This is a genomic window from Pseudomonas sp. BN414, from assembly GCF_029871275.1.
Taxonomy (GTDB): domain Bacteria; phylum Pseudomonadota; class Gammaproteobacteria; order Pseudomonadales; family Pseudomonadaceae; genus Metapseudomonas; species Metapseudomonas resinovorans_C.
The window spans coordinates 30770-44615 of sequence record NZ_SSOL01000073.1 but is presented as its reverse complement, the minus strand read 5'-3'; the positions used below and the strand labels follow the sequence as shown (position 1 = coordinate 44615).

The window sequence follows — 13846 nt, the reverse complement described above, 5'->3', positions numbered from 1 at the left end:
CAGCCCTTTTTCATCAGTTCAATGGATTGAGCGGAGTGCTGATTCCTACATGCCTCCCCGGAAGTACGTGATTGACGTGCGAGGGGGGCGTGCAGGTATTCAGAAACTCCAGCGCTTACTCACGAAGCACAACAACAAGAGGTAGCGAAAGCATGGGAAAGATGGTCTTTTCAAATTGTTCGCTGGCGCTGAGCCTTGGCCTGATCGGTCAGTTCGCCCTGGGGGCGGTCAGTGTCGAGCAGGCCGCCCAGTTGGGCGCGTCGCTCACGCCTCTGGGAGCCGAAAAGGCGGGTAATGCCGCGGGTACCATTCCCCCTTGGGAGGGGGGACTGTCCAGCGGTGCCGGCAACCGAGATGCCGCGGGATTTCTCAGCAACCCCTTCGCCACAGAGCAGCCGCTGTTCACTATCACCGTGCAGAACATGGCGCAGTACCAGGACCACCTGACGCCTGGGCAAATGGCGATGCTCAAACGCTATCCAGGCACCTACCAATTACCGGTCTACCGTAGCCACCGCTCCGCCAATGCGCCTGACTTTGTCTATCAGGCGGCCAGGGAGAATGCGACAAGAACCAGAATGGTGGACGGCGGCAACGGTCTGGAGAACTTCTCCACCGCGATGCCCTTTCCCATCCCGCAGGATGGCCTGGAAGTAGTGTGGAACCACATCACCCGCTACCGTGGCGGCAGCGCCAAGCGCAGCCATGTGCAGGCCACTCCGCTGGCCGATGGCAGTTTTGTGCCGGTGCACTTCAAAGATCAGTTCACCTTCCGTGATCGCGTTGCCGACTTTGATCCGGCGAACCCAGGAAACGTGCTGTTCTATTACAAGCAGTTGGTGACTGCTCCGTCGCGTCTGGCTGGTGATGTGCTGCTGGTGCACGAGACCCTCAACCAGGTCAAGGAGCCGCGCCTGGCGTGGCTTTATAGCGCCGGGCAGCGACGCGTACGCCGTGCGCCGCAGGTCTCCTATGACGGTCCCTATCCGGCTGCTGACGGCCAGCGTGTCGCCGACAACCAGGACATGTTCAACGGCGCACCGGATCGCTATGAGTGGAAACTGGTCGGCAAGCGCGAAATCTACATCCCCTACAACAGCTACCGGCTCGACGGGGCGGACCTCAAGTACAGCGACATCATCAAGCCCGGGCATATCAATCCCGAGCTGACCCGCTACGAACTGCATCGCGTCTGGCAGGTCGAGGCGACCCTCAAACCAGGCGAGCGGCATATCTATGCCAAGCGGGTCTTCTTCGTCGACGAGGACAGCTGGCAGATTGCGTTGGCCGATCATTACGACGCGCGTGGCGCCCTCTGGCGCGTCGCCGAAGGCCACCTCTCACCGATGTACGACCTGCAGATCCCCTGGCTCGGCACCGAGGCGCTGTATGACCTGATCAACGGCCGATACATCGCGTCCGGCATGCACAACGAGGAGAAAAAGGCGCTGCAGTTCGGCTTCACCTCCAGCGCCGCCGAGTACACCGCCGCCGCACTGCGAAGCTCAGGCATTCGCTGACGACTACTCCATAGTGGGCCACAAGCCCGCTCCTTTTTGCCGCCCTTCGGGGCGGTTTTTTTTCGGTTCTTCGCGGAATGTCGGGGGGAGAGGTCTGTTCACACTGGATTGGCAATGTTGCGCGAGCGCCGTTGTCTGAAACCAAGCCTGCGGATGTTGCCCTCTCTCCCGCCCCCGCTCTGCGCCCCAGCGGGATCGCTTCGCGCTCAGTCGTTCATCGGCACCGGAAGCGATGATTTCGAAAGCGTGCCTCTTTACCCCTGAAGAAGAGAGGGGTGACTCGCGCCGGGGAGTCCACGCAGTCCTGGATTCCTGTACGGACCTGAAATGACGCAATGAAGGTGACGCCGCGCGAACTGCTCCGTCAGGGCGGGCGAGCGGAATGGATCGTCCCTCGCGCCGTACTCCCGGAGCGACGATGCTGGGCGGGGACGCCGAGTTCGGAGGCAGGGGCCAGCCCTTTGGTTCCTTTTTAGAGGACGGGGGGCCATCCGTCGATTGAGAAAGGGACTCGCCCGGACAGGCGAAACAGACACCCGCAGGCCACGCGGGAATGAGCCAGGCGCCAATGCCTGATACCGGACTACCGTTCCGTTGCCGAGCTCTGGAGCAGGGCTAATTTCGTCTGATGAATATTAATAATAACGTGTGTTGTGTTAAATTTATCCGGGATTACCGTTCAGCAAAACACCACAGGCTTCAGAGGTTCGTGCCATGAAAGGCTCTATCGATTTTCAGCGCCGCACGCACAGAACTCCAGGAGTGCGTGCGTCGCTCAGTACTGCTCGTGCTTGAGCAAGGAGACCCGAGATGAAGCTACTCAAGACATTCCTGTTCTGCGGTTATACCTGCAGCCTGGCTATGGCACTGACGGGGTGTCAGGAAGAAATACAAACGACAGAGGCGCCGCGTCCCGTCCGCACGGTCATCGCGAAGTCTGTCTCAATCGGCGATGAGGTCGCCCAGACGGGCGAGATCCAGGCGAATGTCGAAACCAACCTCGGCTTCCGCATCGACGGCCGCGTCGCGACCCGTGCCGCGGAGATCGGCATGAGTGTCGTCAAGGGGCAGGTTCTGGCGACACTCGATCCGAACGACGTCCAGAACGAAGTGCTGACCGCCGAGGCCGAGGTGAAGAGTGCCGAGGCGGCGGAGGGATTGGCGAGGTCGGAGCTCGATCGGCAGCGCACCCTCTTCGCGAAGCAGTTCGTCGCGCGTGCGCGGGTCGAGGAAGCCGAGGCCAACTGGCGCGCCGCCAACGCCAAGCTCAAGGTCGCCAGAACGGGACTGCAGACCGCCCGCAACAAGCTGACCTACACAGAGCTCCGTGCGCCCGACGACGCCATCGTCAGCGCGGTACTGGTCAATGCCGGGCAGGTCGTCGATGCTGGCCAGCCGGCGATCAAGCTGTCTTCCACCCATGAACGCGATGCCGTCTTCAACGTGTCCGAGCGGATCTACACCAGTGTGCCCTCCGACGTGCAAGTCGAAGTGGCGCTCCTCTCCGATCCCTCGGTCAAGGTGATCGGCCGGGTCCGCGATGCGAGTCCAACCGCGGACCCGGCGACCCGCACCTACCGCGTCCGTATCGCGCTACCCGACGCCCCCGTTACCATGGCGCTGGGCGCCACGGTAAGTGGACGCCTGATCCTGCCCGGTAAGTCGCTCATCATCCTGCCGTCCTCGGCCTTGACGAGCGAGGCTGGCAACGCTGCAGTGTTCGTGGTCCAGCCCACCAGCCAGGAGCTTGTCCGCAAACCGGTGGTGGTGGCGCGCTACACGGCGACGCAAGCGCTGGTCGAGTCCGGGCTCAGCGAAGGCGATGCCGTGGTCACCGCGGGTGTGAGCAAACTCAGGCCCGGCCAGAAAGTCACCTACGATGTCGGCGAGGTGGCCAAATGAGTTCGAACAAGGCAGGTCCGGAAGGGCAGGGCGGCTTCAATCTCTCGGCCTGGTCGATCGCTCAAAAGCCGCTGATCTTCTTCCTCATGCTGATCACGCTGCTCGGCGGCGCGATGAGTTATTCGAAACTGAGCCGCAACGAAGACCCGGCCTTCACCATCAAGACCATGGTGGTGGCCGCTCGCTGGCCCGGCGCGAACATCGACGACACGACGAAGCTGCTGACCGATCGCCTGGAGAAGAAGCTCGAAGAGATCCCCTGGCTCGACCGGCTCGACAGCTACACGCGCCCGGGCGAGACGGTGATCATGGTGAACCTGCGCGACGATGCGCCGGCAGACATCGTCCCCGACGCCTGGTACCAGGTGCGCAAGAAGATGGCCGATATCGCCGCGACCCTCCCCAGCGGGGTCCAGGGTCCGTTCTTCGACGACGAGTTCGGCGACACCTATGGCCAGATCTACGGGTTCACGGCCGAGGGATTCTCGGATCGGGAGTTGCGCGACTACCTCGAGGGCGTGCGTGCGGAATTGCTGCGCATCCCGAGCATCGGCAAGGTGCAGCTCCTGGGCGTGCAGGAGGAACAGATCGCCGTCGAATTCTCCCCCAGCCTGCTGGCCGCCTTCGGGCTGGACGAGCAGGCGGTGCTGAGGGCCCTGAGCGCTCAGAACGCTGTCAGCCCCGCCGGAACAGTGCGCCTGGCGGACGACAAGATCGCTCTGCGCGTGAGCGGCAGCTTCGTCTCCGAGGAGAGCCTACGGACCATGACGCTGCGGGCGAACGACCGGTTCGTGCCGCTGACTGAGCTGGCTACTATCCGGCGTATCCCGGCCGACCCGCCATCGCCGCAGTTCCGCGTCAACGGCGAGAAGGCGCTCGGCGTCGCCATCTCCATGGCCTCCGGCGGCAACCTGCTCGAATTCGGACAAGCGGTGCGGGACCGCATGGACGAGGTGAGGAGGGCGTTGCCCCACGGCATCGAGATGCTCCAGGTCGCCGATCAATCTACCGTTGTCAAGCAGGCCGTGAGCGGTTTCCTGAAGGTGCTGGCCGAAGCGATTGCGATCGTGCTCGCTGTCTCGTTCCTCTCGCTCGGCGTCCGCGCCGGCCTCGTCGTCAGCATCTCGATTCCCTTCGTCCTGGCTCTGACCTTCATCGGCATGGAGCTGACTGGCATTGGCCTGCAGCGCATCTCGCTCGGTGCGCTGATCATCGCCCTTGGCCTGCTCGTCGACGACGCGATGATCACTGTCGAGGCGATGATTGGAAAGTTGGAGGAGGGCTGGAGCCTCAAGCGAGCGGCGAGCTTCGCCTACGACTCGACTGCCTTTCCAATGCTGACGGGCACACTGGTGATGATCGCCGGCTTCATCCCGGTCGGATTCGCCGCTTCGAGCGCGGGTGAATACTGCTATTCGATGTTCATGGTGGTATTGATCTCGCTGTCCGCATCCTGGGTGGTCGCCGTCCTTTTCTCGCCCTTGCTCGGCACCTTGCTCCTGCCGAAATCCTTACCGAATCATGGCCATGGCAACGGCCGGATCATGGGGCTCTACCAGCGTGCCTTGTCCTGGGCCCTGGGACATCGCGCGATCACGCTTGCCGCGGCTGGCGTCGCCTTCGCGCTGTCGCTTGTCGCCTCGGGCCAGCTCGAACAGCAGTTCTTCCCGCCCTCCGACCGGCCGGAGCTCCTGGTCAGCCTGACGCTGCCGCAGAACGCGTCGCTGGAGGCGACGGAGCGGGAGGCGCTGAAGCTCGAGAAGCTGCTCAAGGAAGACCCCGGTGTCGATCTGTTCTCGACCTATGTCGGTTCCGGTGCGATCCGCTTCTACCTCCCTATGGAGGTGCTACTGCAGAACGACAATGTGACCCAGGCGGTGGTGGTGACCAAGGGCATCAAGGAGCGTGACGCACTGCAGGTCAAGCTCGCCGGGCTGTTCAAGACGGAGTTCCCAGGGCTCATCGCGCGGGCGACACCTCTCGAGCTCGGCCCGCCGGTTGGCTGGCCCCTCAAGTACCGCGTCACGGGGCCCGACCAGAGCAAGGTGCGCGACCTGGCCGGACAGCTCGCCAACCTGCTCTCGACCAACACGGATACCCGCGAGGTGCATCTGCTGTCGGGCGAGCCGCAACGGAGCGTCATCGTCGCCATCGACCAGACGCAGGCACGGGCGCTGGGGCTTTCCTCCGAGGAGATCGCCAGTGCCATGGCGTCGATCTTCTCTGGCACGACCGTGACCACCGTGCGCGACCAGGATCGTCTCGTTGACGTGATCGTTCGCGCGCAAATCGGTGAGCGCACGAACCTCGCGACCCTGGCCAACCTGCAGATCCGCTCGGCCCAGGGGCTTGCCGTCCCGCTGTCGCAGATTGCCAGGCTCAGCTACGGCGTCGAGGATCCGATCATCTGGCGGAGGCAGCGTCTCCCGCTGGTCACCGTTCAGGGCGACGTTCGTGAGGGCGTCGAGGCGGCGACCGTCGTGCAGGCGCTCGCGCCCGCCGTCGCGCAATTTGCCGCCGGCCTGCCCAAGGGCTACAAGGTCGAAACCGGCGGCGCCGTCGAGGAAGCCGCGAAGGGGAGCGCCTCGCTGGCCGCCGTACTGCCGGTGACCGCACTCGTGATGTGCGTGCTGCTGATGCTGCAGCTGCGCAGTTTCTCGCGGATGTTCCTCGCCCTGGCGATGGCACCGTTCGGCCTGATCGGAGTGGTCCTGGCCATGCTGCCGACCGGAACGCCCATGGGCTTCGTGGCGCAGCTCGGCGTCATCGCCTTGGTCGGCATGATCGTCCGCAACGCCATCATCCTCATCGAGGAAGTGGACATCAATGTCGGCGCGGGCCGGTCGCCACGCGAGGCCATCGTGCACGCCGCGACGCACCGGGCACGCCCCATCGTGCTGACGGCCTGCGCGGCGATCCTCGGCATGATTCCCATCGCGCCGCAGATCTTCTGGGGGCCGATGGCCTTCGCGGTGATCGGCGGGCTCGCCATAGCGACGGTCGTGACCCTGACGGTCCTCCCTTGCGCCATTTCCCTCCTGCTGCAATGGGAGACAGGTCGGTGCAGTCGGCTAGAGCCCGAGCCCTTGCAACATACATAATCGGGCATCAGTTTCGGCACAGTGTTCAGACATGATTGGCAGGTCTCACTGTGCTGCATCTGATAACCCTGACCCAGAAATGCTTTAGGCATCAGCTTTGGGAGGATCCAGTTGAAAAGTCGGCACCGTCCCGGCTTCCTCGCGCGGAGCCGAAAAAACGATTGATGCGTTGCTACGGGAAATCTGGAGTAGTCAACCCTGTTGCTCTGTCTACGGCACGTTGCCGTGACTTTGCCAGGGCTTGGGAAACCGGCGATGTCGGTCTCGCCGCGCTCGGACCAATCTACGGAGTCGAGCACTGGCGTAGGTTGGTGCGGGCGGCGTTACGCTGGAGCGATGCGTTCATCCAAGCCGATAGACGTCTTGCTCGTCCACCTGCACCCGCCCGTCGGCCAGAAGTTCGACCAGGTGCTGCGAAATCGTGCGGGTCTCGGCGTCCACGACCCATGCCGCCTCGAACCCCGGCGGATAAAGCATCCGCCGCTCTACCAACTGCCCCAGCGTCTTCGGTGATTCACGCAACCATGCCAGAAGCCGCTGCTCGCGCTCATCGAGTACTGCCGTGTAGGCGGCCAGGTCCCGCAGGAATCGTGCTCTCTCCGTGTAGACGCCGCGATGGTGGGAGGTGACCCAGACCTTGGCCGGAATTTCCGGCAACCGAGCCAGGCTGCGGCGGAAGTCACGAAGGTTCGAGCAGGCATCGCCGTAGTACGGGCCGAAGCCGGTCAGGTCGATATCGCCGATGAAGGCAATGCCCTCCGGTTCGACCAGCAGAACCGAGTGGCCAGCGGTATGGCCAGGCATGTGGAATGCCCGGATCGTCGACTGGCCGACATTCCAGGACATGCCGTCCTCGTAACCCTGTGCGTCGGGTCGTGGTGCATAGAAAAAATCTCGCTGGAACTTGTCCAGCGTCTGCGAGATCTGGAGCTCGTCCGTCATGCCAAAGGCTGCAGCCATGCCGCTCCAGCTACGCGCTGCCTGCAAGTCGGCTTCTGGCACGTACACCCAGGCGTCGGGAAGGCGGTGCAATCCGGCCATATGGTCTTCGTGCACGTGGCCCATGACCACCAGTTCAGTGGTGTCGAACTCGGGGCCGATGTAGTTCGAAACGATGGGCGTGTCGAAGGCCGCACGCGTGTCCGAGCCACGGATGAGCACCTGGTTACCGTCGGGATATTTGCCGCTCTTCTCGCCGAAGAAGACAGAGACACGGCCGAAATCGAGACGTTGGATGCCTTCCCGCAAAGCGGAATGGGTTGCTGCAGGAACCATGGCGAATTTCTTCCTGAACTGGCAATTCTTTTGTGAAGCCCCATGCGGGGATGCGATGGGACGGCGGCCTTACACTACGCCAGTCCCATCGACAACAGGTCCGGTCAATGGTCTGCGCTACCCAATGCGCGAGCAATGTCACAGGCAGCCTTGGCGCCAGTCTCGATGGCACCCTCGATACCTCCGACACCTATCGCCGCGATGTCCCCGCCTGCGAAATGGATTCGGCCGTGGGGCCTTCGCATCTGTGGAACCACCTGGGTCAGGTTGCCAGGCCGGTGATGAACCCATCCGCCTTGTGAGAAGGGATCGCTTGCCCAGTCATGCCAAGCGGTTTCCAGCACTTCGATATCCGGGACGAAGACCCGCAGTGCGCGTTGCACGGCCTCAGGGTCATTGCCATCGAGTGCCGACGCATCCGAGCAGAAGCACACCACTAGCGTGTCGCCATTGTGGCGCCATTCGGCCCGGGCGGTGCTGATGGGATGCTTGCCGACCGGGGCGTGGGCGAGAAAGGCCTCGATCTCGCCCTTGACCCTCGCCCAGATCTTGCTGGGCATGATCGGGTGTTTCTGCTCGATCATGGCACGCACAGGTTGAGCAAGCGGCGGTTCGATGGAGACGTCGTCCAGGGTGTTGAGAGGGAGTGCCACGACGGCATGCCGCGCCTGGATACGCTGCCCGTCACGGGTGGTCACTATCACTTGGTCCCCGTTGTCCTCGACCGCAGTCACCGGCGTGCTCAGGAGGAGCTCGGCCTTCGAGTCGGCGGCCATCGCGTTGAGCAGTCGTCCGGTTCCACCGTCGATCGGCCAGTGCCCGGCCACTTCCATGAAGGCTTTCCAGTCGCCGAAATAGATCGCGCTCCAGAGCAGGAACTGGGCAAGCCCCTGTTCGCTCTCGGAGCCGATTAGCGTCGCCATTACGTTGACCAGGAGATCACGGTCATAGGCGGAAAGGTTCATCGAATCGATCCGGTCGCCGATAGTTTGCTGGTCAACCGCGCTAACGTTGCACGCTTCGATGCGGTCCACCCGTGGAAAGTGCGCACGTGCATCGGCGAAGCACCGGGTGATGAGCGGGTCGGTCAATCGGGTGAATTCAGCGGGGGTTCCGCAGTGCACCTCGCCATCGGCCAGCCAGTAGGCTTTGGCAATCGACAGGGGTGTCACCAGGCCGATACCGTAGCGCGTGAGTTCACGCCAGACATGCGCCTGGGTCCAGTGTACGTAAGTGCCGCCCAGCTCCAGCGGGCGGCCGAATGCTTCACCCAGATGGGTGCGTCCGCCGATGCGCTCGCGTGCTTCGAGCAGCACCACCGAGTGGCCTGCGATGCTCAGGTCGCGGGCCGCGGTCACACCGGCAAAACCGGCACCGATCACGGCGACGTCGTACAGATCTGTCATGTGAGTTTCTCTAGGTGGAGAGGAGATGAGGGGCGAGCACCGCTCAGGCGGTGCGCACTTTGCGATTGAGGCGTTCGTCCATGCGGTTGGCCGCGGCAAATGCCCCGTTGACGGCACACCAGCGCAGCGGCTCGGGCAATGTCGATGGCGTTTCGTGGTGCATCAGCATCGTCAGCAGTGGGTTCTCGATGCCTCCAATCCGCTCGGCGAGCATGTGTCCGACTAGACCCTGGGTGCCGAGACCATGACCGGAACATCCTGCGGCGTAGTAGATGTTCCGATTGGCCCCGGTTGTGCCGATGACGGGCAACGTATCGTTGGCAAAACTGATGTAGCCGCTCCAGCAGCTCCTGATGGGGATGCCCTTCAAGGTCGGGAAGCGTTCATGCAAAGCAGCCCTCAGCGCGTGGTAGTGACGGTGCTCAGGCTCACTCGGTGTCTTTGAACCGTAGGCGTAGCGCAGCCGCTTGGTGGTCGACACGAGCGTATTGCGGGCCGTCAGGCGGTGACTTTCCATGGTCCAGTGCGCGGTCGTTATGCCTTCGCGCCCTGGCCAGCCCAGTGCCGCCAATTGCACCGACGAAAGAGGTTCCGTCTCGATTGCGGAGACCCGCAACGGCACCACCTTGTTGGCGAGCAGACCGAGCTGCGGCGTATAGGCGTTGGTGGCGAAGATCAGCAGCGGTGCGCTCGCGCTACCGCGCGGAGTGTTCACCTTGATGACCGGACCTTCGGTGTATGACAGCAGTGGCGTGTTCTCGTGGAGTTTCACGCCCGCCCGAATCGCCGCACGCCGCAGTCCCAGGACGTACTTGCCTGGATTGAGCGTGCCGCCGCGTGGCACGTAGCTACCGAACAGGAACGCTGGAGGGATGCCGCGCGCGCGCATATCGGCCTGATCCAGAAACTCCGAAGCGCAGCCGAGCTCGGCGCCGATCTGCATGTTTTCGCGCAACCGCCTTTCCTGGGAGGGGTCGATGCCTGCACGGATCAACCCCGACTGAAGGTAGTCGCAGTCGATCTCGTACTCTTTGAACTTCGCTTCGGCGAAAGCGACGCCTTCCTCGTAGAATTGGACGACCTGTCTCGCTTTTTCGGTGCCGATCTTCTTGAGGAAGAACTCGTATCCGAGCCCTTGCCCGCCAGCCAGATAGCCCGCGTTGCGACCGCTCGCGCCGAAGCCGGCGAACTCACGTTCGAGGACGACCACGCGGGCGCCTTGCCTGGCCAGCTCCAGGGCTGCGCAAAGCCCGGCCAGCCCAGCGCCAACGATCACCACATCCGCGGTGACGTTGCCCACGAGATCCGGCTGCAGGTCCCTCGGCTTCTCTTCCCATCCGCCGAGGGTTCGATACTTGTCATCGAGTCGGGTCATCATTCTGCCTCTTTTGAATGTTTCAGCGTGTACGCTTTGCCTGGCCACACTGCCCAGGCCACGGTCACGCTGGCGAGCGCGGCCTCAGGCAGCGCAGCGACGTACAGATCGGTCATGAAAGTTTCCCTCTTGAGACAGGCAGGTGGGGGGCCAGTGTTCTGCTTGCTCCAGAGCCCGGCTGCGAACCGTTGATAGCGCCGAGCTCCTGGCCAGTGACCAGGTCGAGTGAACGCTTCGTGGTACGAGGCCCATAGAGGACGACGGGGATGGCGAAGATGATGTAGCAGGCCGCTGCGGTGAGCATCACGCTCTCGATCCCCCCGGCGGAGAAGAGCGTTGCGCCCAGGACACCGGAGGCGGCCCCGCCGAACCGGCCGCCGGACATCACGATCCCGCTGCCCAGGGCACGCAATTGGGTGGGAATGGTTTCTGGGATATAGGTGTAGTAGGCGTTGACGACGAGCCCGGTAATGATGGCAGTAGCCCCGCCTGCGATTATGACCACCGAGCTGTTGGTCGAGAGACCGAGCAGCACGAGCGGTATCGCGCTGAGGATGGAGGTGGCGAGGATGGTTGTCTTGCGCTCGAACCGGTCCAGGAACAGGTAGGTGAGGAACGGTGTGACGCAATAGACCAAGTTCCAGACGAACATGGTCTGGTATGCATCGCCCTCGGAGTATTGGAGGCCATGGATGAGTGCGTAGACACCCCAGTTCGCAAACAGGTAGTAGGCCAGGCTCGAGCCGAAATAGCCCAGGGTGACGACGGCCATGGTGCGCAGCACTGCCTTGTTTCTCAGGAGCTGCGGTAGTGAAGGCTCCTTGATCCTTTCCAGGTTCACTACCTGTGGTTCGCTCAGCGGGCCGTTGCGCAAGGCTCGTGCTTCCAGCTTGCGGACGATCTTCTCGGCGCTGTCGATCTGCCCTCGCGAGATATACCAGCGGACCGATTCCGGCAGGACGAAACGCACAATGGGAGCGATCAGCAGACCGACACTGCCTGCGATGAGCAGGTAGCGCCAGGCATTGGGGCCCCCATGGGGTAGAACAAACATGGCGAGTGCCGCCGCCCCCACTCCGGAGACCACGAACCCCAGTGTCACGATGGACACGAAGCGGCCACGTGACTTGCTCGGAAACATCTCTGCGATGTAGACAAGCAGGACCGATGTGGCCGCTTGTACGCCGATACCCGTAACCACGCGGGAGATCAGCATGATCTCGAAGTTCGGTGCGAACGCTGTCGCCAGTGCTCCCAAGGAGTAGAGGACAGTGGACCAGACGAGGACCGAACGGCGTCCCCACTTGTCCGAGAGCCTTCCTCCCACCAGCGCTCCGATGACCATTCCCACGAAGAAGGCGCTGCTGATGACGCCGATCTGCTCCAGGCTCAGGTTGGTGTGCGTTTTGATGGTCGGTATCGAGTAGGCGAAGATGGCGTTGTCGTAGTACTCCAGCATAAGGTTGGCCGCGAGTAACAGAGCCCAGACATAGTGAGTGGCCATTACCGGCAGGCGGTCCAGGCGCGCCGTCAGGTTCAGCGGGTATTCGGGGGGGACGGATTGCTCCGGGCCGTCAAAGCGATTCATGTTCGTCTCCATCAGCGTTTTGTATTTGTTCTGTTGTCTTCTTGATGAAGCTGCACTGACGCGCGCGGACGTTGAGGCGCCAGCAATGGCGTCAGTGCGTAAAAGCGTTACTCAGCGGCTGCCTCATAGGGCAGCATCAGTCGGTACCGCTGCCGGCCACCGCGACGACGCGGATTTCTATCAGGAACTCGGGGCGGGCGAGCTGGCTGACGCCGATACCTGTCCACGAGGGAAATCGCTCGGGGATGAACTCATCCTTGACCTTGATGAATTCCTGGATGTCGCCCCGGAGATCGGTATGGAAAGTCATCAGCTCGACTATGTCGGCCATGCTGGCGCCCGCAGCTTCGAGGACGCTTTTCACGTTGTCGAACGCCAGCCTGGCCTGGGCCTCCATCCCTTCACCCACGGCCTGCGTGAGCCGATCGACTCCCACCTGGCCGGAGGCCCAGATCAGATCACCGACACGGGTCGCTTGTGAGAAGTGAAGCCGGTCGTAGAGTTCCTGGGTGTGTGGCGGGTTGATCATCTGTCGATTCATGGTCGAGATACTCCTTGCGATGTTCAGTCAGATGATCTGGCGGAAGATGGGCGAGCGGAACGGTTCGCCCTCGTTGAGCTTGGCCATCTCTTCGGAGAAAAGGACGCCGTTGCGTGCGTATTTCGGGTTCGATGTCGGCAGGCAGCGGAACCTGGCGTCGTCACCGAAGAAGCGCAGCACCAGCGTGTGGCGGTCCGGGCAGTCGGCATCGACGGCGGCCCCCCCGTGTAGCGAGTGTGGGTGAAGCAAGACGACATCACCCGGCGTGATCGGCCACGAAAGCACGTCCCAGGCGTTGGGGTCTTCTGCGAGGTCTTTGTCGATGTGCGGCAGGCGGGGCAGAGAGCCGTCACCGTAGAGCGGGTCAGTCGGATCCTCTGCATTGGCGAAGCTGGCCCCGTCGTACTGGATGCCGCGGTGTGAACCACGCACGATCTCCAGGGAGTTCTTCTTGGGGATCTTGTGGAAGGTGATCCAGGCATTGCCCCAGTGCTCCCCGGCCCAGGGCAGGTTCGCGGTGTCCTGGTGCCACGGTCCGCGACCGCTCTTGCCTCCTTCCTTGGCGAACACTTCCTCGGCGAAGTACCAGACATGCTCCGAGCCCCAGAGCTCCTGGAACAGCTTGCCGAACGGGAGCGACATCACCAGGTCATCGTACTTGTCCTTGACGGCCGGGTTGGCGTTGTCGATGTGGGTCTGCAGCTTGGTCCCGTCGAGCGCCTGGAACTTGTACGGCCCCGGGTTGGCGACATTCCACTTGAACGCCTCGTAGCACTGCGCCAGTTCCGTTTGGTCGAGGCAGTTCTCGATGAGGACGGCGCCGTCGTTGCGAAAGGCTTCGCGAATCGATTGATCGATGAGCATGAGGTGTCTCCTTCTATTTATTTGTCGGGGTGGAGCCAGACTCCCAGACATGACCTGGCGAGGTGAATGCCTCCAAGTGGGTATTTGCCATTACCCCCCCGCAGTGCCGGTCTGGGGGGCATCACGCTGGCGCCGGCCGGGGGCCGTCGTTCTTTCCGGCTTCGGAGAGGCGTAGTAGTACGGAAGGAGGATGTTCAGGCCGTCAGTCGGGTGCGCTGTGATGGAGCATCTTTCTGAGCCGTGTCGACGCCCTTGGGCGACGGCGTGCGACAGC

Annotated in this window: 9 protein-coding genes; 3 read left to right on the top strand and 6 right to left on the bottom strand. The window is 62.7% G+C overall.

The features are described from left to right. Positions 1–161: 161 nt before the first annotated feature. From E8E95_RS20215 to E8E95_RS20205, 3 genes are all read left to right on the top strand, one after another. Positions 162–1520, top strand: a complete 1359-nt coding sequence (locus E8E95_RS20215; protein ID WP_280353693.1) for a DUF1329 domain-containing protein — start codon at positions 162–164, stop codon at positions 1518–1520. Positions 1521–2330: 810 nt separating this feature from the next. Next, on the top strand, positions 2331–3422 hold the full coding sequence (locus E8E95_RS20210; RefSeq protein ID WP_179058742.1) for an efflux RND transporter periplasmic adaptor subunit: 1092 nt from the start codon (positions 2331–2333) through the stop codon (positions 3420–3422). Continuing rightward, positions 3419–6523 (top strand): efflux RND transporter permease subunit, encoded by a 3105-nt coding sequence (locus tag E8E95_RS20205; RefSeq protein ID WP_280353321.1) that lies wholly within the window; start codon positions 3419–3421, stop codon positions 6521–6523. Before E8E95_RS20210 ends, E8E95_RS20205 begins: the two co-directional genes overlap by 4 nt. A gap of 342 nt (positions 6524–6865) precedes the next feature. On the opposite strand, the gene E8E95_RS20200 is transcribed toward E8E95_RS20205, so the two are convergent. The 6 genes from E8E95_RS20200 to E8E95_RS20175 all read right to left on the bottom strand — a co-directional run bounded on the left by E8E95_RS20200 (position 6866) and on the right by E8E95_RS20175 (position 13572). Beyond that, positions 6866–7798, bottom strand: a complete 933-nt coding sequence (locus E8E95_RS20200; RefSeq protein WP_280353318.1) for an MBL fold metallo-hydrolase — start codon at positions 7796–7798, stop codon at positions 6866–6868. A gap of 104 nt (positions 7799–7902) precedes the next feature. Further along, positions 7903–9204 carry an NAD(P)/FAD-dependent oxidoreductase gene (locus tag E8E95_RS20195; RefSeq protein WP_179058739.1) on the bottom strand — a complete coding sequence of 434 codons (1302 nt, stop codon included), beginning with the start codon at positions 9202–9204 and terminating at the stop codon, positions 7903–7905. Positions 9205–9247: 43 nt separating this feature from the next. Continuing rightward, entirely contained in the window at positions 9248–10579 is a 1332-nt protein-coding gene (locus E8E95_RS20190; protein WP_280353315.1) for an FAD-dependent oxidoreductase, read from the bottom strand. Between the two features lie 112 nt (positions 10580–10691). Next, the gene (locus E8E95_RS20185; protein WP_280353312.1) at positions 10692–12167 is read right to left on the bottom strand and encodes an MFS transporter; all 1476 of its coding nucleotides are present in this window, start codon (positions 12165–12167) and stop codon (positions 10692–10694) included. A 136-nt stretch (positions 12168–12303) separates the two neighbouring features. Continuing rightward, positions 12304–12708 carry a RidA family protein gene (locus tag E8E95_RS20180; protein ID WP_179058736.1) on the bottom strand — a complete coding sequence of 135 codons (405 nt, stop codon included), beginning with the start codon at positions 12706–12708 and terminating at the stop codon, positions 12304–12306. A 27-nt stretch (positions 12709–12735) separates the two neighbouring features. Continuing rightward, entirely contained in the window at positions 12736–13572 is an 837-nt protein-coding gene (locus E8E95_RS20175; protein ID WP_028628332.1) for a phytanoyl-CoA dioxygenase family protein, read from the bottom strand. Positions 13573–13846: the final 274 nt, after the last annotated feature.

Bases quoted from the DNA above. Each gene is read 5' to 3' on its own strand.
- E8E95_RS20215 (WP_280353693.1), top strand. From the start codon at position 162: ATGGTCTTTTCAAATTGTTCGCTGGCGCTGAGCCTTGGCCTGATCGGT.
- E8E95_RS20210 (WP_179058742.1), top strand. From the start codon at position 2,331: ATGAAGCTACTCAAGACATTCCTGTTCTGCGGTTATACCTGCAGCCTG.
- E8E95_RS20205 (WP_280353321.1), top strand. From the start codon at position 3,419: ATGAGTTCGAACAAGGCAGGTCCGGAAGGGCAGGGCGGCTTCAATCTC.
- E8E95_RS20200 (WP_280353318.1), bottom strand. From the start codon at position 7,798: ATGGTTCCTGCAGCAACCCATTCCGCTTTGCGGGAAGGCATCCAACGT.
- E8E95_RS20195 (WP_179058739.1), bottom strand. From the start codon at position 9,204: ATGACAGATCTGTACGACGTCGCCGTGATCGGTGCCGGTTTTGCCGGT.
- E8E95_RS20190 (WP_280353315.1), bottom strand. From the start codon at position 10,579: ATGACCCGACTCGATGACAAGTATCGAACCCTCGGCGGATGGGAAGAG.
- E8E95_RS20185 (WP_280353312.1), bottom strand. From the start codon at position 12,167: ATGAATCGCTTTGACGGCCCGGAGCAATCCGTCCCCCCCGAATACCCG.
- E8E95_RS20180 (WP_179058736.1), bottom strand. From the start codon at position 12,708: ATGAATCGACAGATGATCAACCCGCCACACACCCAGGAACTCTACGAC.
- E8E95_RS20175 (WP_028628332.1), bottom strand. From the start codon at position 13,572: ATGCTCATCGATCAATCGATTCGCGAAGCCTTTCGCAACGACGGCGCC.